Genomic DNA, 19957 nt, shown 5'->3' with positions numbered 1-19957 from the left:
CCCCCAGGGGCGCGGCGCTTTCGTCCATAGTGCCCACATGACGAAGGACTGGATCGCCTGGCACGAGGACTACGACATCCCGGGGTCGTCGCTGGCCCGCCGCCTGACGGTGGTGCGGGACCACATCGCCAGAGCTCTGGCGGCGGCGCCCCATCCCGTCCGCCTGATCAGCATGTGCGCGGGCGACGGCCGCGACGTGCTGCCGCTGCTGCCCGCCGGCGCCCGCGCCGTCCTGGTCGAGCTGGATCCGGCGCTGGCGGCGCGGGCCGAGCGGTCAGGTCTCGCCGACGTCGTCGTCCGCCGTGAGGACGCGGGCATGATCGACGCGTACCTGTCCGGCGTCCCCGCCGACATCGTGCTCGCGTGCGGCGTCTTCGGGAACATATCGGACGACGACATCCGCCGGACCGTGGCGGCGCTGCCCAGCCTGCTGGCCGCCGGAGGACAGGTGGTGTGGACCCGGGCGGGCTCGGCGGGGGCGGCGTTCGTGCGGGAGTGCTTCGCGGGATCGGGGTTCGCTGAGGTGGAGTTCACGGCTCCGGACGACGCCAAGTTTCGGGTGGGCACGCATCGGCTGGTGGTGGAGCCGTCGACGCCGGTCCCGGGCACGCGCCTCTTTCGATTTGCGCCCTAAGCGCCTGGCCAGAAGTTTTGTCAGTATCCCGGTGGGAGCCGGGGTGAGGTTCAGGGCGCGGCGGTGGTGAGGTTTTGAGTGTTGGTGCGGTGTTGGAAGAAGGTGTGGGTTTGGCGGACCTCGGTCGGCCATGGTCGCCGGGGCGGTGTTTGCGATGTGGTGTTTGAGCGCGGCCCAGATCCGTTCGACGGGGTTGTCCTGGGGGCTGTAGCGGGCGCCGCGGATCAGCGGCAGCCGGGGATGTTCGTCGAGCCATTGCTGGGTGATGCCGTTGTCGCAGATCACCGCGACCGTTGGGGTGTTCGGGTAGGCGTCGAGCAGCTGTTGCAGGAAGTAGCAGAACACCACGGAAACGTTCTTTACCGAGATGTGGTGGGTTCGGCCGGTGGTCAGGTTGATCGCGCCGTGGATGGTGCGGCGAACGTTTGTGCCGGGCGTCATGATCTGGTGGCGGATCCCGTGCGGCATCCAGCAGGAGCGGACGCGGGCGAGTAGGTCGAGATGGGTTTCGTCTTCGGCGAGCACGACTGATCCGGCTGGTAGGGCGGTGATCTGGTCGCGGATGCCGGCGCAGATCTGGTCGTGGTCGGGGTCGCTTTTGGCGATCAGGCGGGGTCGGGACCAGCGGGCTTGTTCGGTGCGCCAGGGCCGCGCAGGGCGGTAACCAGTTCGGTGTGTTGCTACGTCCCTCATTCCGAGTGAGTTACGTACAGAACTTCTGACCAGGCGCTTAGTCGTCGGTGTAGAGGCAGAACGGGTGCCCGGCCGGGTCGAGCATCACCCGTACCGTCGCCTGGGGCTGGTAGGCCGCCTCCTGCGCGCCCACCGACACCGCGTGGGCCACCGCCTCCTCGAGATCGTCGACCTCGATCTCCAGGTGCATCGACATCTGCGGCTTGCCCGGCTCGGCGGGCCACACCGGGCGCACGTAGTGCTTCTCGGTCTGGAAGCCGAGGTTGTAGCCGGCGTCCTCGGACGGCGCGACCGCCCCGCCGAGACCGTTGTCCGCGGGGAAGAACTTCCAGCCGAGCAGCCGCGAGTAGAAGCGTCCCAGCTCGATGCCGTCCGGCGCGTCCAGGGTGACACCCCACCAGTGCTTCCGGCTCCTGAGCGGCACAACCGACTCCTGTCTGTTTATGCGATCCGTCCCAATATTCAATCGGAGAAACGGCTGGCGGCGCGACCGGTTCCGCTGTGATGGTCATCAATTCGCCGCCCGGCCTCGAATGCATTATGCAGTCCCTCGCTAGGGTCACCACATGATCGAGAGAAGGGCACGGGTCGCGACGTCGGCGATCTTTGCGGCGCATGGGGCGGTCACCGGGACGTTCGCGGCGCGGGTGCCCTGGGTGGCCGATCATGTGGGGGTCGGGCCGGGCGGGCTCGGGCTGGCGCTGCTCATGCCGGGGGTGGGTGCGCTGCTCGCGATGCCGCTGTCGGGGCGGCTCGTGCATCGGTTCGACCTTCGGTCCCTCGTACGCGTGCTGATGCTCTGCTGGTGTGCGGCCCTCCTGCTGCCGGCCCTGCCCACCTCGTTGTGGCTGCTCTGCCTCTGCCTCATCGCGTACGGGGCGGCGGCCGGCGTCGCCGACGTGGCCATGAACGCGCACGCCGTCCTGGTCGAGGAGCGCTACGGCCGCTCGGTGATGTCCGGCTTCCACGGCTGGTGGAGCGTCGGCGGTCTCGCCGGCTCGGCGGTGGCCGCGTTCGCCGCCCGCGCGGGGGTGTCCGCGCCCGTGCACTTCCTGGTCACCGTGGTCGCCCTGGTGGCCGTCGTGCTCGCCGCGTCGATGTGGCTGATCCCGCACCGGCCGGAGCCGGGCCTCGCGGAGCCGCCCGCGTTCGCGCTGCCCACCGGCCAGGTGCTGCCGATCGGCCTGATCGGGCTCTGCGCGGTCTTCGCCGAGGGCGCCAGCCTCGACTGGGCGGCCGTCTACGTGCGCGACCTGCTCGACCATCCCGCGGCCACGGCCGCCGCCACCGTGTCGATCTTCTCGGTGTGCATGGCCGCGGCCCGTTTCGGCGGGGACTGGGTCGTGCGCCGGCTCGGGCCGGTGACCACCGTACGGATCTCGGGGGTGTGCGCGACAGTGGGCGCCCTGACCGTCGTGCTCGCCGAGCCGATCGCGCTGGTGATCGCCGGCTTCGGCCTGCTCGGCATCGGCATCGCGGTGGTGGTGCCGCTCGTGTTCGCGGCTGCCGCCCGCACGGAAAGCAGCCCCGGCAAGGGCATCGCCGGGGTGGCCGGCGTCGCGTACGGAAGCGGCCTGATCGCCCCCGGCATCATCGGCGGCATCGCGCACCTGTCGTCGCTGACGGTCTCGTTCGCCGTCATCGTCGGGCTCATGATCATCATGACCCTGGGCGCGCAGGTCCTGCGGGTCCGGTCAGCGGAGGCGCGGCTCCAGTAGGGCGGCCACGTCGAGCGCCCGGCTGCGCACCCGGCCGGACGCCTCGACCGTCCACACCTCGGACAGCACGCCCATCACGAAGCCCCAGGCCACCACGCGGTCGAGGGGCTCGATCTCGGACAGCCGCTCCACCCGCGCCGCGACCAGGTCCAGCAGCGCCGGATCGCGCCGCTCCGGATCGGGGTTGTAGAGCATCGCGCCGCAGTCGTAGCCCGGGTCGCCGACCAGCGGCGACGGGTCGATCGCCAGCCAGGGTTCCCGCTCGGCGCGCAGCACGTTGCCGTGGTGCAGGTCGCCGTGCAGCACCGTCTCGCGCGGCGCGTCCGCGCACAGGTCGTCGAAGAGCTCGGCCGCCCGCTCCACCATGCGCCGCGGGATCGGCCCGTCCCCGGGATATCGCCTCAGATAACGCCCGAATCCCCCACGCAACGTGCGCAGGTGCGGCAGGGTGCATTTTTCCGGCGGTACGCGGTGCAGCCTCGCAAACGCATCGGCGAGCACCGCGGTACCGGCCGCGTCGTCGTCGAGCTGGGCGACCGGCGTACCGGGAAAGGCCCTCTCGATCAACAAGGCGCCACGGCTCTGGTCCTCGGCGAGCAGCCGCACCGCGCCGTCCCCGTCGAAGATCCGCAGCGCCTCCGCCTCGGCGCCGAGGTGCCCGTCGGGGACGCCGAGCTTGAGGACGGCTGCCGGCTTCACCGATGCCACCCAGTGAAAGGTCATCGCATGCGGCTCGTCGACGACGAGGTCCCACTCGGCGGCGATCTCCTCGACCAGCCGGGGCAGGCCGTCGAGCCACCGACGCCCGTCCTCGCCCCAGTTCTCGACGATGTTGCGCCGGAAGCTCACTGCTGCGCGGCGGTGATCTCGCGAGCCTCCTGCGCGGTGCGCCGCAGCCCCACCCAGCCCTGCGTCTCGGACAGCTCGATCTGCTTCACCGCCTGAACGAAAGCGGCCTCCCGGCCGGCGCCGGCGTAATCGCCGAGCTGGTGCCGGAAACGCGCCCACTCCGCCTCGAGCTGGACCAGCGTCTCGATGTACCGGATCCAGTTGTCGTGCCACCGGAAAAGCGTCCGCAGCCCGGTGAGCACCACGACGAGCCCACCGAGGACGGCCGGCACGCGAGCGTCATCGGTGAAGGCCACGCTCGCCGGGATCGAGGCCGCGATGACAATCAGGAGCGTTTCCGACACCTGGTACGACCGGCGGGCCGTCCTCGCGTACTTCTGGTACCGCTCCCGAGCGACGCGATAGACCTCGGCGGCGCTGACGTCGTCGTTTCCCTGGGTCATGCGCATCAGTATCCATCGTCGATCAACTCCCGGATTCACCGCTGGCGGAAGCCTTTCGTCCGGAATCGGGATTAGCGTGCCACCATGGCTGACTTCGAAGGGGCCGACCTCCGCGGATCCCGCTTCAAGCACGTGAATCTCGCCGGTGCGGACGTGTGGGACGTCGACTTCGCCGGGGCGCGGTTCCGGGACACCAACTTTTACGACGTCGTCATGCGTGGCGTCTACTTCGGCAAGGTCGACATCAACGGTGAGATCGAGAGCCTGGTCATCAACGGGGTGGACGTGGCGCCGTACGTGGTGGCCGAGAGGGACCGCCTCGACCCGGAGCGGGTCAAGATGCGGCCCAGTGACCCGGCCGGTTTTCGCGAGGCGTGGGATCTCGTCGAGACCCGCTGGGCGGAGACCGTCGAACGGGCGCGCCGCCTGCCCGCCGTGCAACTGCACGAATCGGTCGACAACGAGTGGTCGTTCATCGAGACGCTGCGGCACCTGGCCTTCGCCTCGGAATCGTGGGTGCACCGCGCCATCCTCGGCGACCCGTCCCCGTGGCATCCGCTGTCGCTGCCCTGGGACGGCATGCCCGACACCCCCGGCGTCCCGCGCGACCGGCAGGCCCGCCCCTCCCTCGACGAGGTGCTCGCCTTCCGCCACGACCGCATGGCCACGGTCCGCCGCGTCATCGAGCAACTCACCGACGACCAGCTGAAGGCCGACACCACACCCGTCGACGGTCCGGGCTGGCCGCCCGCGGGTGAGGCTTTCCCCGTACGAGAATGCCTGTTGACGGTCCTCAACGAGGAATGGGAGCACCGCCGCTACGCCGAGCGCGACCTCGCGATCCTCCAGGCCCGCACCGGATGAGCCCACCGGGTCGCCGGCCTCTGCCGGTGGTTCGTGAGCCGTCGGACGGGCGGCTCTACCACTCGCGCCATTCGCCGGCCAGGTCGGCGGGGTCGGTGCCCCGGCGGGTGGCCAGGGCCTCCACGTCGACGCCGGCGGCGGTGAGGACGTCGTCGAGGTATTGGCTCAGGTCCTCGCGGATGATGGTGTCGATGGTGCCGGTCTCCTCGTCGGCCTCGTTCACGGCCTCGGTCAGCTCCTCGATCGCGGACCAGATGGCCTCGTCGCTCGGGGCCGGGACCGTGACGGCGGCCTCGTAGCGGGCCATCGCGGCGTCGACGGCGGCGATGAACTCCGGCGGGTAGATCTGGGCGGCGTACGCCTCGTCGGGGGAGAGGGTGCCGGCGGCCACGGCGGCCTGCTGGTCGGCGATCTCTCGCTGCCAGCGGTGAGTCAGGCGGTCGATCATGACCGCCAAGCCTAGAGGCGAACTGCTTGACGGGTGACAAGTGCTTTCATCCGTGAGGGATGAGGTACGGACGGGGCCACGCGCGACGATGGGCGCGACCGACCTCTCCGACCCCGGCAGGTGGCGAACATGCCCAGCTGGCCCGCTACTGGACGACGGACCACGACTGGCGTGCCTTCGAGGCGAGGCTGAACGCGCTGCCGCAGTACACCACCGAGATCGACGGCGTCCGGATCCACTTCGTGCACGTGCGCTCCCGGCACGAGAACGCCCTGCCGCTCCTGATGACCCACGGCTGGCCGGGCTCGATCGTCGAACTGCTGGGCGCCGCCGGCCCGCTCACCGACCCGCCGTCGGCCGCCGACGCCTTCCATCTCGTGCTGCCGTCGCTGCCCGGCTACGGCTTCTCCGGCGAGCCGGCCGAGCTGGGCTGGGAGAACGGCCGCATCGCCCGCGCGTGGGCGACGCTGATGGACCGCCTCGGCTACCAGCGCTACGTGGCACAGGGCGGCGACGTGGGGGCCGCGGTCACCGACGCGATGGCCCGGCAGGCGCCGGCGGGCCTGCTCGGCGTACACCTGAGTCTGCTCGCCCCCGCCCTCGACCTGAAGGACCAGCTGCCGGCCGAGACCGAGCAGGAACGCGCGGCCCGCGACGCCGTCACCGCCTTCGCCACGGACGGGTTCGCGTATTTCCTGGAGCAGTCCACCCGCCCGCAGACCATCGGCTACGCCCTGCTGGACTCGCCGGTCGCCCTGGCCGCCTGGATGCTCGACCACGACACCGACAGCTACTACAAGATCGCGCAGGCCTTCACCGACAAGCAGCCCGTCGGCGGCCTCACCCGGGACACCATCCTCGACAACATCACCCTCTATTGGCTCACCGGTACGGGCGCCTCAGCCGCCCGCTGGTACTGGGAGTTCGGCCGCGCCACCCGGGCCGCGGCCGGCCCACCCCCGCCGATCTCGATCCCGGTCGCCTTCACCACGTTCCCGGGCGAGTTGTGGGCCGCTCCGCGCAGCTGGGTCGAGGCCGTCTATCCGACCCTGACCTACTTCCACGAGGCGGAGCGGGGCGGCCATTTCGCGGCCTGGGAGGAGCCGGACCTCTTCGCGGCCGAGCTGCGCGAGGCCTTCCGTCCCCTGCGGGAGGCATAAGCGACGGACGAGTCGGCCTGTACGCCGGATTCTGTGGCCGGTGACTTGCGTCGCCGGTGGCGGCCATCCATCTCGGCCTGCCGTTGCCGGCAGGCTCTTGCGGCCTACCCGCAGGCTCGGGCGAGCAGCCCTCGAACGCCTGCGCCGGCCTCGGCCTCGCGGCTTCGGCCTTGCTTGGCCTTGCTCCGGGTGGGGTTTACCTAGCCACCCCGGTCACCCGGGGTGCTGGTGAGCTCTTACCTCACCGTTTCACCCTTACCGGCCCGGGAGGGCCGGCGGTCTGTTCTCTGTGGCACTGTCCCGCGGGTCGCCCCGGGTTGCCGTTAACAACCACCCTGCTCTGCGGAGTCCGGACGTTCCTCGGCGACGCCTCGAAGGGCGCCGACGCGGCCGCCCAGCCGACTCGTCCGTCGCAGGGACCATCGTACGGGACGGTCATACCAGCGCTCGGTATAGGAGGATCAGGCCGATCACCGTACCGAAGGTGACGATCAGAGCCCGGAGGACGGGGGCCGGGAGGCGCTGGGCGAGCTTGGCGCCGAAGTAGCCGCCGACCACGGTGGCGGGGGCCAGCACGAGCACGGCGGTCCAGTTGACGGGGCCGAAGACGGCGAAGACCAGCAGCGTGACCAGGCCCACGACGGCGGAGAGGACGTTCTTGAGGGCGTTGATCCGGTTGAGCGGCTCGTCGAGGATCAGGGCGAGCGCGGCCACGTACATGACGCCGAGGGCGGCGCCGAAGTAGCCGCCGTAGACCGCGCCGGCGAAGGCGACCAGCTGGAGCGTGACGGCGGCGCGCCGCGGGGAGAGGTGCCGCGGGTGGCCGACCAGGCCGCGCAGGCGCTGCTGGAAGGCGAGCACGGCGGCGGCGCCCAGGACCAGGAACGGCACGACCAGCTCGAACGCCCGCTCGGGTGTGAGCAGGAGCAGCGCGCATCCGCCGATCGACCCGAGGACCGTCGCCGGGACGATGACCCGCAGGCGGTGGCCCTGGCCGGACAGGTCGGCGCGGCTGGCGGCGACGCTCGACACGTATCCGGGGAAGACCGATATCGAGTTGGTGACGTTGGCGGGGACCGGGGGCAGGCCGACGGCTATCAGGCTCGGGAACGTGATGAGCGAGCCGCCGCCGGCGATCGCGTTGACCCCGCCGGCGGCCACCCCGGCGGCGATCAGCAGGAAGATATGCGCGACATCCATGATGCGGTGAATCTACGCTGCTCAGAAGCCGACGCCGCCGCGCTCCTCCCAGGTCAGGGCCGGCGACGGTACGGGGGCGGGAGGGCGCCGCAGGTGCTGGCGATATCCGGCCGCCCGCAGCTCGAAGGCGAAGTTGTGCCCCTCGACGTGCCACACCGGCTCGGGATGACCGTCGGGCGACGGCAGCCGGTGGATGTCGGCGATGTCGAGCGGCTCGGACAGGGGGCCGAAACCGCCGGCGATGCCCCACGGCCGCTCGAAGACCAGGGTGGCGGGGGCGACCCAGAAGGTTCCGTTGTCGTGCCGCATCACGTAGTCGAGGTCGAGCAGCAGCCGGATCCGCGGTTCGCCGGTGAGGCTGAGCGCGTGGACGCGGCTGTCGTGCCAGCCCATGCGGTGGTAGTCGGCCTCGGTCCAGCTGGTCCGGTCGAGCGGGTGCGCGGCAACGGTCATCGAGTCAGTATCGGCGGTTTCTCGGCAAAACCGGCAAAGGGTAAATGTCGGGTTTTGGTCTCAGGGTGCGACGTCCACGAGAACCTTGCCGACCGCGCCGGCCTCCATCGCTCGGTGTGCGTCGGCGGTGCGGTGCAGCGGGAAGCGCAGCAGCGGCAGGCCGTGCTCCTCGCCGACGGGCAGGGCGCCGTCGCGGACGGCCGCGGCGCGGGCCCGGGGGCCGGCCGTGTAGAGCACGAGGAATTGCAGGCGCGCGTTGCGGACCATGGTCTGCCCTACGTTCAGCTCGACCGCGCGTCCGCCCTCGTTGGCGTACGTCGCGATCGTGCCGCGTGTGCGCAGCACGGCCAGGTCCAGAGCCAGGTTCGCCCCCAGCGCCACCTCGGCGACGATGTCGGCGCCGTCGGGGGCGATCGCCCGGATGGCGGCGGCCGGGTCGCCCTCGCGATAGTTGATCGTGTGGTGGGCTCCGGCCGCCGCGGCCAGCTCTGCCTTCTCCGGGCCGCTGACCGTGGCGATCACGGTGGCTCCGGCCCATCGGGCGAGCTGGATGACCGCGTGCCCGACCGCGCCGGCCCCGCCGGCCGCGAGCACCACCCGGCCGTCGAGGGCGCCGGGGTGCAGGCGGCGTGGCCCGTCCTCGGCGACGGTGAGCGCGCGGTGCGCGGTGAGCGCGGGGACGCCGAGCGACGCTCCGACATCGAAGCCGGCCTCGTCGGGCAGCGGGACGGCCTGGTCGGCGGGCACGACGGTGAACTCGGCGGCGGTGCCGGTGGGCCGCCCGGCGGCGGCCATGTACAGCCACACCCGCCGGCCGATCCGGCTCGGGTCGACACCGTCGCCGACGGCGTCCACCACGCCGGCGCCGTCGAGGTGCGGGGTGATCTCGGGGAACGGCCGGCGGTGGCCGATGCCGGAGCGGGCCTGCCCGTCGGCCGGGTTGACCCCCGACACGGCAACCCGCACGCGGACCTCGCCGGGCCCGGGGCCCGGCCGGTCGCGCTCGACGAGCTGGAGGACTTCGGGGCCGCCGTGGTCGCGAAAGATGATCGCCTTCATGATCCGTCCTAGGGTCGATCCGCGTCGTACTGTTCGATCCGCGTCGAACAGTACGACGAGAATCGAACTTTCGGCAAGATCGGACTAGGCTTCGTCCCGTGACCGAGGTGATCGAACCCGCCATCGAGACCGTGACGATCGACGTCGTGCTCAGCGCGCTCGCCGACCCGGTGCGGCTCACGCTCGTGCGCGCGTTCGACGCCGCCGGCGACTGGGCCTGCGGCAGCGATGTGGTCAGGAGCACCGGCGTCACCATCGGCAAGTCGACGCTGTCGCACCACATCAAGGTGCTGCGCGATGCCGGCCTGATCCGTACCCGCGTCGACGGCGTCCGCCGGCTGGTCATGCTTCGCTACGACGATGTGGAGCGGCGCTTTCCCGGGCTGCTGGCCCTGCTGCGCGGGGACGGCCGCGCGGCCACCTGAGGCGGGCGAGCGGTCAGGCCAGGTCGGCCGGGTTGGTGTTGGCGCCGCACACCAGCACCACGACGCGCTCGCCGTCCGCCGGCGTGTAAGCCCCCGAGGTCAGCGCCGCAAAGGCCGCCGCGGTCCCGTGCTCCACCGCCAGCCGGTAGTCGTCCCACAGCCCCCGTCGGGCTTCGATGATCGCCTGGTCGTCCACGAGCACCGACGGCACGCCCGCCGCGCGGGCCAGCTCGAACCCGATCTGCCCCACCCGGCGTGCGCCCAGCGAGTCCGCCGCCACGCCCGACACCGGGACGTCCACCGGCTCCCCGGCTTCCAGGGCCGCGTGCAGGGCCGACGAAGTCACCGGCTCCACCGCGACGATCTTCACCGCCGGGGACAGCGCCGCGATCATGCCGCCGAGCAGCCCACCGCCGCCGACGGCCACGAGCACCGTGTCGAAGCCGCCGGGGATCTGGTCGAGCAGCTCCAGGCCGATCGTGCCGTTGCCCGCGACCATGTTCGGGTCGTCGTAGGCGTGGCAGAACAGCGCGCCGGACGCCTCGGCCTCGGTGACGGCGGCGGCGTAGGCCTCCGCGTACTCGTTGCCGACCTGGGTCACGCGGGCGCCCAGCTTGCCGAGCTTCGCGACCTTCACCGCCGGGGCGGTCAACGGGACGAAGACCGTGGCCGCGATGCCCAGCTCGCGCGCGGCGTGGGCGGCGGCCAGGCCCGCGTTGCCACCGGAGGCGGCGATGATGCCCGCGCCGGGCACGGTGCCCGCGGCGAGGATCCGGTTGACCATGCCGCGGGTCTTGAACGAGCCGGCGTGCTGGGTGTGCTCGAGCTTGAGCCACATCGACGGCGAGACCCGCAGGACGGGGGTACGCCGCACGCGCGCGCCGATCAGCGACGCCGCCGCCCGTACGTCATGAACGTTGATCATCGCTCTGAGCCTAGGCGATGCTCCAGCTGACCCGCCGGGAAGCGACGGGTGAGCGTTCACCCACGAGGCGCGCTATGTCGAGCAGGCGGTTGGAGAAGCCCCACTCGTTGTCGAACCAGCCGCGCACCTTCACCCCGCCGTCCGCTGTCGTCTGGGTGCCGGACGGGTCGAACAGGCACGACGCCGGGTTGTTCTTCACGTCGATCGAGACGGTCGGGTCGGGGTCGTACGCCAGCACGCCGCGCAGCGGCCCGGCGGCGGCCTCGGCCATCGCCCGGTTGACCTCCTCGATGGTGACCGGCCCGCTGGTCTGCCCGGACAGCTCGGCGAGCGACCCGATCGGGGTGGGCACGACGTAGTAGCTGTACCGCATCTCGCCGATCTCCGGCAGCGCCACCCGCACGAGGTCACCGACCACGTAGTTGTGCGGGATGATGCTGTCGCCGGTGGCCCGGCCGAGGCGCGGGTCGTCGCGCGACGTGCCGATGAAGGTGTCCTGCGGCTTCTGCCAGCCCTGGGTGGCGAGCACCACTGTCGAGTTGACCGCGCGCAGCCCGAAGCGGTCGAGCAGCACCTTCGCCATCACCGTGAGAGCGTTCACGCCGCACGAGCCGGGGGAGACCACGTCGTGCTGGTCCGGGTCGTACGAGTCCTGGTTGGCGCCGACCATCAGGAAGGCGTCGGGGCTGTCCGCCGAGGCGCTGATCACGACCTTGCGGGCGCCGCCGTGGGTGATGTGGGTGCGTGCCGTGCTGCCGGCCCGGAAGCGGCCGGTCGCCTCGATGACGACGTCGACTCCGGCGTCCGCCCACGGAATGCGCTCGGGCCGTTCATGATGGAACGCGCGGATCGCGTGGTCATTGACGACGAGGTGATCGGCGCGGGCCGTGACGGTGCCCGGAAATGCGCCACGAATGCTGTCCCGGCGCAGCCCGTAGGCCATTTTCTCGGTGGAGGCAAGGTCATTTACCGCCGCAATTGATATTCCCGGATCGGGTGATGCGGCGACTATGCGGGTGATGCTGCGGCCGATCCGACCGAATCCATTGATGCCGATCGTGACAGTCATCGAAGGCTCCTCGGCCGCTCTGATCTAGCTGTGGCGTGCCCTGCGAACGCCGGTGGATACCCGGTTTGCACCCGCAGTCACGCCCTCGACACTAAAAGTCGTGCAACTTGCACGTCAACGGACGATGCGTCACACGGTGTAGTTGATCCACATAAGACCTGGTGGGGGAGGGCCATCGCGCTGCGAACCTCCTAATGGTCTTCGCGATGCTCGGTGCGCCTTCCGGATGAACGATGCGCAATTCGGCCATCGGCCACCCGGAGAACGCGTGGAAAACGGTTCCGAGAATTTCAACCGGGACCGCGTCCCTACGGTATTCCGCCTTCGATCAGCGAGTGGCCGCAATCACCCGCGTGAGTGCCGTGTGCAACGACTCCAGCTCCTCGATCGGCATGCCCAGCCGGGCGACGATCGCGGGTGGGATCTTTTCCGCCTCGGCCCGCAGGGCGCGGCCTTTCTCGGTCAGTTCGACGGCGAGGCTGCGCTCGTCGGCCGGGTCGCGCCGGCGGGTGATGTACCCGACCGCCTCGAGCCGCTTCAGCAGCGGCGAGAGTGTGCCCGGGTCGAGCTGGAGCAGGCGGCTGATGTCGCGCACCGACAGCGGCGCGTGCTGCCACAGCGCGAGCATCACCAGATATTGCGGATGGGTGAGGTTCATCGGCTCGAGCAGCGGCCGGTAGAGGCCGATGACGCTGCGCGAGGCGACCGCGAGCGCGAAGCAGACCTGGCGCTCGAGTTCCAAAGGGTCGTCGGACACCCGTCAAGCCTAACGCTTGGGGCGCAAACCATTGCCACCCCAAGCGTCGTACGGCTTCGTCAGCGCCGGGAAGCCGCGGCGATCGCGCCCAGGCCGGCCAGCAGCAGAACGCTGAACCAGAGCATCGCCGTGGTCGAGGCGACGAAGAGCGTGGCCACCCCGAGGCCCAGCACCGGCACGGTCAGTCCCGCGTACCCGACCAGGAACAACCCCGCCAGGGCCGCGCCCCGCTCCGCCGCCGGGGCGGCCGCGGCGATCCTGCCGACCGCCGACTTGAAGAGGATCCCGGCGCCCGCTCCGGCGATCGCGCCGCCGGCGAGGAAGATCCACAGCGAGGTGGCCACCATGCCCGCGGCCAGCACGACCAGGCCGCTCGCCTGCGCCGCCAGGCCGATCGAGAAGCGCTTGGCGGCCGGCAGCAGGCCCGCCGCCGACTGGGCCGCCGCGCCCGCGCCGAAGACCAGGAAGGCGGTGAACCCGGCGAGCAGCCGGCTCGGGTGGTGCAGCCCGGCGGCCACGAAGCCCGGCGCCAGCGAGGTGAAGAGCCCGAAGACCGCGAACGCCGTGAACGCGCCCGCCGCCGCGACCAGGGACGCACCGCTGAGGCGCACCCGCTGCGGCCGGTACTTCGGGCGCACGGCCGGCGCGGTCACCGTCTCGGGCACGCTCAGCACGGCGACGACGCTGAGGGCCAGCAGGACCAGGAAGACGACGTACGGCGTACGCAAAGGCGCCGTGACGAACTGCGCGAGGAAGCCCGCGACCAGCGTGCCCGCGCCGAGCCCGCCCAGGTTGGCCGCCGCCGAGACGACCTCGAAGCGCGTGCCGGCCGCCCGCGGCCGGTGTGCGGTGTGCAGTTCGAGCAGGTACGCGGTGGCGGTCGCGGTGAGCATGCCGACGCCGAGGCCGGTCAGGAAGCGGGCGAGGAGAAGCCCGGTCAGCGACGGCCAGGCGAGGAAGAGCACCCCGGCGGCGATCTCCAGCGCCAGGGCGGGCAGCAGCACGCGCCGCCGGCCGACCCAGTCGGAGATGTGGCCGGCGAGCAGCAGCGCGACGATCACGCCGACCGCGTAGACGGCGAAGACGACCGTGACGGTGAACGAGGAGAAGCCGTCGGCGGCCTGGTAGAGCGGATAGAGCGGCGCGGGGATCGTCGAGAACGCGAGCGCCACGAGATACACGACGGCGACCAGCCAGAAGGCGGCGCCGTGGCGGGCCGACCCGGTGGGAGCACCGGTGGGGGCGGGCTTGGTCATCACGGTCATGAGCCGAGAGTGCGCCGGGCCAAGCATCAAGTCCAACGATGATCCCTGCTGAGTACCATCAGGATCCGTGATGGAACTGCGGCACTTCGAGTACTTCGTCGCCGTCGCCGAGGAGCGCAACTTCACCCGGGCCGCCGCCCGGCTGCACGTGGTGCAGTCCGGCGTCTCGGCGGTGATCAAGGCCCTGGAGCACGAGCTCGGCGCCAAGCTGCTGGAACGCACGTCGAAGCGGGTCGAGCTGACCGATGCGGGACAGGCGCTGCTGCCGCGCGCCCGGGCCGCGCTGGAGGCCGCGCAGGCCGCCCGCGACGCCGTCGACGAGGTGCGCGGCGGGCTGCGCGGCACGATCCGGGTGGGCACCCTCACGTCCATCCCGCTGATCGACATGGCCGGCCTGCTCGGCGAGTTCCACCGCCGGCACCCGGGGGTCACCTTGCGGCTCAGCGTCTCGCCGCGCGGCTCGGTCGGCCTCGTCGAGCAGCTCGCCGACGGCGGGCTCGACCTCGCCTTCGTCTCGTGGCCCGGGCGCCCGCCGGCCGGCGTACGGCTGCACCAGGTCGACGACCGCCCGCTCGACCTGGTGCTGCCGATCGAGCACCGGCTGGCCACCGCGGGCGAGGTGCGCATCGCGGACCTGGCGGGGGAGGCCTTCGTCGACTTCCCGGCCGGTTACGGCAACCGCATCGTGGTCGACCGGGCGTTCGCGGCCGCCGGGGTGCAGCGCCAGGTCGCCATCGAGGTCACCGACATCAGCAGCGCGGCCGACTTCGTGCGCGAGGGGCTGGGCGTGGCGATCGTCCCGCAGTTCGCCGTGCTCGACAAGAGCGGCCTGATCATCAAGCGGGTGCGCGGCGCCGACCTGGTCTGGCCGCTCGGCATCGCGACACCCGCGCTGCGCCGGCCCAGCGCGGCAACGCGAGCCCTGCTCACCCTGATCGACCGAAACGGTCCCACGAAGGCGTTTCGTCCGTAAAGCTACGCATATGGCGGAAGAACCACAGGCCGAGTCGGTGCTGCAGTTCCGGCGGTTCGCGCTGGCCGTCTGCGTCATCGGCGTTCTCGTGCAGCTCGGGCTCACGGCGTACTACCTCGGCATGGGCCACAAGGCCCAGCCGCACCACGTCCCCGTCGGCCTCGTCGCGCCCGCGAGTCAGCGTGCCTCGGTGGTCAGCCTGCTGACCGAGAACAACTACTTCAAGGTGACCGACTACGCGACCGCCGACGACCTGGAGATCGCGATCAAGCGCCGGGACGTGTACGGCGGCGTCGACATCACCGGCACCGAGCCGCACCTCTACGTCGCCAGCGCCGCCGGCGTCTCCGCCTCCACGCTGCTCAAGACGACCTTCACCACGGTCGTGCAGCAGCGGACGGCCGCCGCCCTGGCCGAGCTCGCCGAGGACGGCGAGACGATGCCGGTCTCGCAGGCGCAGGAGCTCAACTCGCCGCCGCCGGTCACCGACGTGGTGCCGCTGCCCGACGACGACGTCAACGGCGTCTCGCTGGGCTACCTCACCCAGGCGCTCGCGCTCGGCGGCACTGTCGCGTCGATGGGCCTGGGCCGGCTCATCCCCCGCACGAAGAGATCGTGGCGCCGGGGCATCGCCCACGTCAGCATCCTCGCCGTCTACGCCATCGCCTCCGCCGCCGTGATCCTCTGGTCGATGACCTGGTTCGGCGTCGGCACCACCGCGGACCGCGGCGAGATGCTCGCGATCTTCTCGCTGATCTCCCTGGCGATCACGGCCTCCACCGCCGGCGCGGTCGCCCTGCTCGGGCCGCCCGGCGCGCTCATCGGCGCCATGTACTTCACGCTCGGCACGGTCATCTCCGGCGCCAGCATCCTGCCCGAGTTCCTGCCCGCGTTCGGCCGGGTCCTCGGCGAGAACCTGCCCACCGGCGCGGGCGTGCAGGCCGTACGCGACAACCTGTACTTCCCCGGCGCCGAGATCCGGCAGCACCTGATCGTGCTCGGCCTCTACGCCGGCATCGGCGCGCTGATCGTGCTGATCACCAACATGCTGCCGAACCGGAAGAACAGCACCTCCGAGGTCGAACTGGAGCTGGTGGAGCGCCTCGAGGGCTCCGAGCGCCGGGAGCCCGTCAACATCTAAACCGGCCGCCGCCGCGTCCGATCGAACGCGGCATGTCCGTACGCACCAGGGTCCGCGTCCCGCTCCGCTTCCCCGACGGCTTCGCCGCCACCGCCGAGGTGATCACCTTCACCGGGCTCGCCGACGGCAAGGAGCACCTCGCGCTCTTCTTCGACGGGCCGTCCGAGGTGCCGCTGGTGCGCCTGCACTCGGAATGCCTCACCGGCGACGTCTTCGGCTCCGAGCGCTGCGACTGCGGTCCCCAGCTGCGCGAGGCCGTCGAGCGGATCGCCGAGTCCGGCGGCTACCTGCTCTACCTGCGCCAGGAGGGTCGCGGCATCGGCCTCTACGCCAAGCTCGACGCCTACGCGCTGCAGGATCAGGGCCTCGACACGTACGCCGCCAACCGCGCACTCGGGCACGGCGACGACGAACGCGACTACACCGCCGCCGCCCAGATGCTCGCCGACCTGGGCGCCGCCGAGATCGACCTGGTGACCAACAACCCCGACAAGGCCCGCCAACTGCGCGATCACGACATCGCCGTGCGCCGGGTGCTCCCGACTGGGGTGCACGCGACGCCCGCCAACCTGCGCTACCTCCAGGCCAAGATCGACCACACCCGCCACACCATCCGACTTTAGGGAGGGCGCTCAGGTTTCCGGCCCGGTGCCGAACAGGAGTGCGTGGGGATCGAGAGAGTGAACTCGCGCATCGCGGACATCCAGAGCCGGATGATCGCGCTCCAGACGCAGCAGGCCGCCAAGACCGCGCAGGCCCAGCCGGCGACGGCCCAGCCCGGCGCGGCCGGCGACGACTTCGCGGCCAAGCTCCAGGAGGCGATGTCCGGCACCACCGGCGCGGCCGGGCGCTCGTACACCCTCAACAGCAAGGGCATCCCGACCGAGCTGGCCGCCTACGGCAACGGCAAGATCCCGGCGAACGCGCTCGAACAGGTCGGCAACACCCGCCACAAACTGTGGGCGCCGGCCGCCCAGGACCTGAACCGCATGATCGCCGACGCCAAGCGCGACGGCGTGACCATCGGCATCACGGACTCCTACCGCCCGTACGAGGAGCAGGTCGACCTCGCCCGCCGCAAGGGCCTCTACTCACAGGGCGGCCTGGCGGCCAAGCCCGGCACCAGCGAACACGGCTGGGGCATGGCCACCGACCTCGACCTGGACGCCAAGGCGCAGGCGTGGATGCGCAAGAACGCCGACCGGTACGGCTTCGTCGAGAACGTGCCCCGCGAGCCGTGGCACTGGGCCTACAAGCCCAAGACCGCTTAGACCCTGACGATCAGCTCGCCGTGCAGCAGGGACATCCAGCCGTCCGGTGCGGCCGCCCACGTGCGCCACGCCGCTGAGATGCGGCCGAGGCCGGCCTCGGTCGCCGCGCCGGTGGCCAGGGCGGTCGCGGCCATCTCCGACTGCAGGACGCGGTCGGCCCACATGCCGCCCCACCAGTCGCGGTCGGGCTGGGTGGCGAAGCACCACGTGCTCGAGGTCGCCGTGACGTCGGTGAGGCCGGCGGCGTGCGCCCAGGCGAGCAGGCGGCGGCCGGCGTCGGGCTCGCCCCCGTTGCCGCGGGCCACGCGCTGGTAGAGATCCATCCACTCGTCGAGCTCGGGCAGCTCCGGGAACCAGGCGAAGGCCTTGTAGTCACTGTCCCGTACGGCGACGACACCGCCGGGCTTGGTGACGCGGGCCATCTCGCGCAGCGCGGCCACCGGGTCGCCCACGTGCTGGAGCACCTGGTGGGCGTGCACAACGTCGTACGTGCCGTCGGGGATGTCGAGGGCGTGGACGTCGCCGGCCGCGAAGTCGACGTTCGTGAGGCCGCGCCGGGTGATCTCGGCGCGGGCCAGCTCGAGCGCCTCCTCCTTGACCTCCAGGGCGGTCACCCGGCCCGGTGTGACGAGCGCCGCCAGGTCGGCGGTGATGGTGCCGGGGCCGCAGCCGATGTCCAGGACCGTCGCGCCGGAGGAAACGTGCGGCAGCAGGTACGCCGCCGAATTCTCTGCGGTGCGCCAGCGGTGTGAGCGCAAGACCGATTCGTGATGACCGTGGGTGTACGTCGCCATGCCTTCGACGGTAAGCCCGCCGTCCCCCAATGTGAGACAAAAATCCCGCATAATGAAACAGTGACGGGTAACTGATTTCTCCGTACGCACGTCAGGCCGTACTTTTGTGGCCATGAGGATCGGCATTGTGGGCGCGACGGGACAGGTGGGCGGCGTCATGCGGCGCATCCTGGCCGAGCGTGCCTTCCCCGTTGAAGAGCTCCGCCTTTTCGCCTCCGCACGCAGCGCGGGCCGCACGCTTGCGTGGGGCGACGGCGAGGTGACCGTCGAGGACGCGGCGACCGCCGACTACAGCGGTCTCGACATCGTCCTGTTCTCCGCGGGCAAGGGCAGTTCCAAGGAGTACGCTCCGCGCGTCGCCGAGGCGGGCGCCGTGGTCGTCGACAACTCCTCGGCCTGGCGGATGGACCCCGACGTCCCGCTCGTGGTCTCCGAGGTCAACCCCGAAGCGGCGCGCCACCGTCCCAAGGGCATCATCGCCAACCCCAACTGCACCACCATGGCTGCGATGCCGGTGCTGCGCCCGCTGCACGACGAGGCCGGGCTGGTGGCGCTGGTCGCCACGACCTACCAGGCCGTCGGCGGCGCCGGTCTGGCCGGCGTGTCCGAGCTCGACGAGCAGATCAAGAAGGTCGCCGACCGGGCCACCGAGCTCACCTTCGACGGGTCCGCCGTGGAGTTCCCCCAGCCGCGCTCGTTCGCCAAGCCGATCGCCTTCAACGTGCTGCCGCTCGCCGGCTCGATCGTCGACGACGGCCGCGGCGAGACCGACGAGGAGCAGAAGCTCCGCAACGAGAGCCGCAAGATCCTCGGCATCCCGTCGCTGCTGGTCTCGGGCACCTGCGTCCGCGTCCCGGTCTTCACCGGCCACTCGCTCCAGATCAACGCCCGCTTCGAGCGCCCGATCAGCCCCGGCCGCGCCCGCGAGCTGCTCGCGGCCGCGCCCGGCGTGGAGCTCTCCGACGTGCCGACCCCGCTCGAGGCGGCCGGCCGCGACCCGTCGTACGTGGGCCGCATCCGCGCCGACGAGACGGTGGAGAACGGTCTCGCGCTCTTCATCTCGAACGACAACCTGCGCAAGGGCGCCGCGCTCAACGCGGTCCAGGTGGCCGAGCTGGTCGCCGCCGAGCTCTGATCTCCGGCTCCTTCGAGACCGCCCCGGCCGGGTTACGGCCGGGGCGGTTTTTGTTGCGCATGCCTCATCCTCCATTGTGGAAATCTAGGACTTTTTGCCCGAATCGGTGGCGGATGGTCGGTTTGAGGTGCAGAGTGATTGCATGAACGACAGTGGGCCCGGCGGAGGCGGCTACTTCTGGTGCCTTCGCGACAGTCGGGTCGAGACCGGCGAGGACGTGTGTCCCGCCCAGTATCGGCTCGGCCCCTACGCCACGGCTGACGAAGCGACGCGGGCTCTCGAGACGGTCGAGAAGCGCAATGCCGAGTGGGATGCCGAGGACGCCCGCTGGACCGGGGAGGTCAGCTAAACGCCGGCCGACGCCCCCGAGTCCAAGCCGGATCTTCGCAGTCTCCAGGCGGAGACGAGCCCGCAGTCATTCGCAAGGAGGAACACCCTGATGGCCGCTGCCAAAAAGGCCCCGACCAATCTCGCCACAAGAGCGGGCAAAAACACTAAATCGACCCAGTTAACGGCCTCGAAGTCGTCCACCGCGACGCGCTCCGCCGGCACTGCCAAGCCGGCGACCGCGAAGTCGTCCGCGGCGACCGCTGCGGCCAAGCCGGCCGTGAAGGCCGGCGCGGTCAAGCCCGTGGCGTCGAAGCAGGCGGCGGCGGCCGGGGCGACTGTGGTCGCGAAGGC

General features: G+C 71.1%; 23 protein-coding genes, 1 other RNA gene and 2 pseudogenes. 12 read left to right on the top strand and 14 right to left on the bottom strand.

Annotated elements, in window-relative coordinates:
* The first annotated feature begins 37 nt into the window (after positions 1–37).
* On the top strand, positions 38–634 hold the full coding sequence (locus tag Ade02nite_RS34465) for a class I SAM-dependent methyltransferase (protein ID WP_203772970.1): 597 nt from the start codon (positions 38–40) through the stop codon (positions 632–634).
* Positions 635–684: 50 nt separating this feature from the next.
* Here Ade02nite_RS34465 and Ade02nite_RS50615 read toward each other — a convergent pair.
* Both Ade02nite_RS50615 and Ade02nite_RS34455 read right to left on the bottom strand, forming a co-directional pair.
* Positions 685–1270: pseudogene (locus Ade02nite_RS50615) on the bottom strand (transposase); the annotation flags it as partial.
* Between the two features lie 94 nt (positions 1271–1364).
* Entirely contained in the window at positions 1365–1751 is a 387-nt protein-coding gene (locus tag Ade02nite_RS34455; RefSeq protein ID WP_239169257.1) for a VOC family protein, read from the bottom strand.
* 142 nt (positions 1752–1893) lie between these two features.
* Between Ade02nite_RS34455 and Ade02nite_RS34450 the strand changes: the two genes are divergently transcribed.
* Complete coding sequence (locus Ade02nite_RS34450) at positions 1894–3045, top strand: MFS transporter (RefSeq protein ID WP_203772968.1); 1152 nt, start codon at positions 1894–1896, stop codon at positions 3043–3045.
* On the opposite strand, the gene Ade02nite_RS34445 is transcribed toward Ade02nite_RS34450, so the two are convergent.
* Together Ade02nite_RS34445 and Ade02nite_RS34440 are read right to left on the bottom strand one after the other, a co-directional pair.
* Positions 3022–3894: an aminoglycoside phosphotransferase family protein gene (locus Ade02nite_RS34445; RefSeq protein WP_203772966.1), complete on the bottom strand. Its 873-nt coding sequence runs from the start codon at positions 3892–3894 to the stop codon at positions 3022–3024. The genes Ade02nite_RS34450 and Ade02nite_RS34445 overlap by 24 nt on opposite strands.
* Positions 3891–4337 (bottom strand): DUF4231 domain-containing protein, encoded by a 447-nt coding sequence (locus Ade02nite_RS34440; protein ID WP_203772964.1) that lies wholly within the window; start codon positions 4335–4337, stop codon positions 3891–3893. Before Ade02nite_RS34440 ends, Ade02nite_RS34445 begins: the two co-directional genes overlap by 4 nt.
* Positions 4338–4421: 84 nt before the next feature.
* Between Ade02nite_RS34440 and Ade02nite_RS34435 the strand changes: the two genes are divergently transcribed.
* Entirely contained in the window at positions 4422–5201 is a 780-nt protein-coding gene (locus tag Ade02nite_RS34435; RefSeq protein ID WP_203772962.1) for a DinB family protein, read from the top strand.
* Between the two features lie 55 nt (positions 5202–5256).
* Here the strand turns inward: Ade02nite_RS34435 and Ade02nite_RS34430 are convergent, their stop codons facing one another.
* The gene (locus tag Ade02nite_RS34430) at positions 5257–5649 is read right to left on the bottom strand and encodes a hypothetical protein (RefSeq protein ID WP_203772960.1); all 393 of its coding nucleotides are present in this window, start codon (positions 5647–5649) and stop codon (positions 5257–5259) included.
* Positions 5650–5708: 59 nt separating this feature from the next.
* On the opposite strand from Ade02nite_RS34430, the gene Ade02nite_RS34425 reads away from it, so the two are divergent.
* On the top strand, positions 5709–6809 hold the full coding sequence (locus Ade02nite_RS34425) for an epoxide hydrolase family protein (protein ID WP_203772958.1): 1101 nt from the start codon (positions 5709–5711) through the stop codon (positions 6807–6809).
* A gap of 4 nt (positions 6810–6813) precedes the next feature.
* On the opposite strand, the gene rnpB is transcribed toward Ade02nite_RS34425, so the two are convergent.
* From rnpB to Ade02nite_RS34405, 4 genes are all read right to left on the bottom strand, one after another.
* An RNA gene (gene rnpB, locus Ade02nite_RS34420) (RNase P RNA component class A) lies at positions 6814–7215 on the bottom strand.
* A gap of 29 nt (positions 7216–7244) precedes the next feature.
* A complete protein-coding gene (locus tag Ade02nite_RS34415; RefSeq protein WP_203772956.1) occupies positions 7245–8009 on the bottom strand; it encodes a sulfite exporter TauE/SafE family protein in 765 nt (254 codons plus the stop codon).
* A 21-nt stretch (positions 8010–8030) separates the two neighbouring features.
* Positions 8031–8462 carry a hypothetical protein gene (locus Ade02nite_RS34410; protein ID WP_203772954.1) on the bottom strand — a complete coding sequence of 144 codons (432 nt, stop codon included), beginning with the start codon at positions 8460–8462 and terminating at the stop codon, positions 8031–8033.
* Between the two features lie 60 nt (positions 8463–8522).
* A complete protein-coding gene (locus Ade02nite_RS34405; protein ID WP_203772952.1) occupies positions 8523–9521 on the bottom strand; it encodes an NADPH:quinone reductase in 999 nt (332 codons plus the stop codon).
* Between the two features lie 98 nt (positions 9522–9619).
* Here Ade02nite_RS34405 and Ade02nite_RS34400 point away from each other — a divergent pair, with 98 nt between their 5' ends.
* Positions 9620–9946 (top strand): ArsR/SmtB family transcription factor, encoded by a 327-nt coding sequence (locus Ade02nite_RS34400; protein WP_239169256.1) that lies wholly within the window; start codon positions 9620–9622, stop codon positions 9944–9946.
* A 13-nt stretch (positions 9947–9959) separates the two neighbouring features.
* Here the strand turns inward: Ade02nite_RS34400 and Ade02nite_RS34395 are convergent, their stop codons facing one another.
* From Ade02nite_RS34395 to Ade02nite_RS34380, 4 genes are all read right to left on the bottom strand, one after another.
* Entirely contained in the window at positions 9960–10871 is a 912-nt protein-coding gene (locus Ade02nite_RS34395) for a serine/threonine dehydratase (protein ID WP_203772950.1), read from the bottom strand.
* Between the two features lie 10 nt (positions 10872–10881).
* On the bottom strand, positions 10882–11940 hold the full coding sequence (locus Ade02nite_RS34390; RefSeq protein ID WP_203772948.1) for a type I glyceraldehyde-3-phosphate dehydrogenase: 1059 nt from the start codon (positions 11938–11940) through the stop codon (positions 10882–10884).
* Positions 11941–12268: 328 nt separating this feature from the next.
* Positions 12269–12697: a MarR family winged helix-turn-helix transcriptional regulator gene (locus Ade02nite_RS34385; RefSeq protein WP_203772946.1), complete on the bottom strand. Its 429-nt coding sequence runs from the start codon at positions 12695–12697 to the stop codon at positions 12269–12271.
* Positions 12698–12756: 59 nt separating this feature from the next.
* Positions 12757–13962 carry an MFS transporter gene (locus Ade02nite_RS34380; RefSeq protein ID WP_239169255.1) on the bottom strand — a complete coding sequence of 402 codons (1206 nt, stop codon included), beginning with the start codon at positions 13960–13962 and terminating at the stop codon, positions 12757–12759.
* Between the two features lie 70 nt (positions 13963–14032).
* Here Ade02nite_RS34380 and Ade02nite_RS34375 point away from each other — a divergent pair, with 70 nt between their 5' ends.
* From Ade02nite_RS34375 to Ade02nite_RS34360, 4 genes are read left to right on the top strand one after another with little or no spacing between them, the layout of a single operon-like run.
* Positions 14033–14935 carry a LysR family transcriptional regulator gene (locus Ade02nite_RS34375; protein WP_203772972.1) on the top strand — a complete coding sequence of 301 codons (903 nt, stop codon included), beginning with the start codon at positions 14033–14035 and terminating at the stop codon, positions 14933–14935.
* Positions 14936–14945: 10 nt separating this feature from the next.
* Positions 14946–16076: an ABC transporter permease gene (locus tag Ade02nite_RS34370; RefSeq protein WP_203772944.1), complete on the top strand. Its 1131-nt coding sequence runs from the start codon at positions 14946–14948 to the stop codon at positions 16074–16076.
* Between the two features lie 32 nt (positions 16077–16108).
* Positions 16109–16699 carry a GTP cyclohydrolase II gene (locus Ade02nite_RS34365; protein ID WP_203772942.1) on the top strand — a complete coding sequence of 197 codons (591 nt, stop codon included), beginning with the start codon at positions 16109–16111 and terminating at the stop codon, positions 16697–16699.
* Between the two features lie 42 nt (positions 16700–16741).
* A complete protein-coding gene (locus Ade02nite_RS34360; RefSeq protein WP_203772940.1) occupies positions 16742–17347 on the top strand; it encodes a M15 family metallopeptidase in 606 nt (201 codons plus the stop codon).
* Here Ade02nite_RS34360 and Ade02nite_RS34355 read toward each other — a convergent pair.
* Positions 17344–18141: a class I SAM-dependent methyltransferase gene (locus tag Ade02nite_RS34355; RefSeq protein ID WP_203772938.1), complete on the bottom strand. Its 798-nt coding sequence runs from the start codon at positions 18139–18141 to the stop codon at positions 17344–17346. The genes Ade02nite_RS34360 and Ade02nite_RS34355 overlap by 4 nt on opposite strands.
* 112 nt (positions 18142–18253) lie before the next feature.
* Between Ade02nite_RS34355 and Ade02nite_RS34350 the strand changes: the two genes are divergently transcribed.
* The 3 genes and pseudogenes from Ade02nite_RS34350 to Ade02nite_RS34340 form a co-directional block, all read left to right on the top strand.
* Positions 18254–19276 (top strand): aspartate-semialdehyde dehydrogenase, encoded by a 1023-nt coding sequence (locus Ade02nite_RS34350; RefSeq protein ID WP_203772936.1) that lies wholly within the window; start codon positions 18254–18256, stop codon positions 19274–19276.
* A 142-nt stretch (positions 19277–19418) separates the two neighbouring features.
* Positions 19419–19625, top strand: a complete 207-nt coding sequence (locus tag Ade02nite_RS34345) for a hypothetical protein (protein WP_203772934.1) — start codon at positions 19419–19421, stop codon at positions 19623–19625.
* A 90-nt stretch (positions 19626–19715) separates the two neighbouring features.
* A pseudogene (locus Ade02nite_RS34340) lies at positions 19716–19957 on the top strand (HU family DNA-binding protein); the annotation flags it as partial.

It is taken from the genome of Paractinoplanes deccanensis (genome assembly GCF_016862115.1).
In the GTDB taxonomy this organism is placed as follows: domain Bacteria; phylum Actinomycetota; class Actinomycetes; order Mycobacteriales; family Micromonosporaceae; genus Actinoplanes; species Actinoplanes deccanensis.
Note: the sequence above shows the minus strand (reverse complement) of the source record. Positions and strands in the feature narration are given on the sequence as shown.

Coding starts and splice junctions, on each gene's coding strand:
- Ade02nite_RS34440 (WP_203772964.1), bottom strand. CDS start 4,337: ATGACCCAGGGAAACGACGACGTCAGCGCCGCCGAGGTCTATCGCGTC.
- Ade02nite_RS34390 (WP_203772948.1), bottom strand. CDS start 11,940: ATGACTGTCACGATCGGCATCAATGGATTCGGTCGGATCGGCCGCAGC.
- Ade02nite_RS34425 (WP_203772958.1), top strand. CDS start 5,709: ATGAGGTACGGACGGGGCCACGCGCGACGATGGGCGCGACCGACCTCT.
- Ade02nite_RS34435 (WP_203772962.1), top strand. CDS start 4,422: ATGGCTGACTTCGAAGGGGCCGACCTCCGCGGATCCCGCTTCAAGCAC.
- Ade02nite_RS34375 (WP_203772972.1), top strand. CDS start 14,033: ATGGAACTGCGGCACTTCGAGTACTTCGTCGCCGTCGCCGAGGAGCGC.
- Ade02nite_RS34405 (WP_203772952.1), bottom strand. CDS start 9,521: ATGAAGGCGATCATCTTTCGCGACCACGGCGGCCCCGAAGTCCTCCAG.
- Ade02nite_RS34465 (WP_203772970.1), top strand. CDS start 38: ATGACGAAGGACTGGATCGCCTGGCACGAGGACTACGACATCCCGGGG.
- Ade02nite_RS34380 (WP_239169255.1), bottom strand. CDS start 13,962: ATGACCGTGATGACCAAGCCCGCCCCCACCGGTGCTCCCACCGGGTCG.
- Ade02nite_RS34450 (WP_203772968.1), top strand. CDS start 1,894: ATGATCGAGAGAAGGGCACGGGTCGCGACGTCGGCGATCTTTGCGGCG.
- Ade02nite_RS34365 (WP_203772942.1), top strand. CDS start 16,109: ATGTCCGTACGCACCAGGGTCCGCGTCCCGCTCCGCTTCCCCGACGGC.
- Ade02nite_RS34430 (WP_203772960.1), bottom strand. CDS start 5,649: ATGATCGACCGCCTGACTCACCGCTGGCAGCGAGAGATCGCCGACCAG.
- Ade02nite_RS34345 (WP_203772934.1), top strand. CDS start 19,419: ATGAACGACAGTGGGCCCGGCGGAGGCGGCTACTTCTGGTGCCTTCGC.
- Ade02nite_RS34410 (WP_203772954.1), bottom strand. CDS start 8,462: ATGACCGTTGCCGCGCACCCGCTCGACCGGACCAGCTGGACCGAGGCC.
- Ade02nite_RS34355 (WP_203772938.1), bottom strand. CDS start 18,141: ATGGCGACGTACACCCACGGTCATCACGAATCGGTCTTGCGCTCACAC.
- Ade02nite_RS34415 (WP_203772956.1), bottom strand. CDS start 8,009: ATGGATGTCGCGCATATCTTCCTGCTGATCGCCGCCGGGGTGGCCGCC.
- Ade02nite_RS34350 (WP_203772936.1), top strand. CDS start 18,254: ATGAGGATCGGCATTGTGGGCGCGACGGGACAGGTGGGCGGCGTCATG.
- Ade02nite_RS34395 (WP_203772950.1), bottom strand. CDS start 10,871: ATGATCAACGTTCATGACGTACGGGCGGCGGCGTCGCTGATCGGCGCG.
- Ade02nite_RS34370 (WP_203772944.1), top strand. CDS start 14,946: ATGGCGGAAGAACCACAGGCCGAGTCGGTGCTGCAGTTCCGGCGGTTC.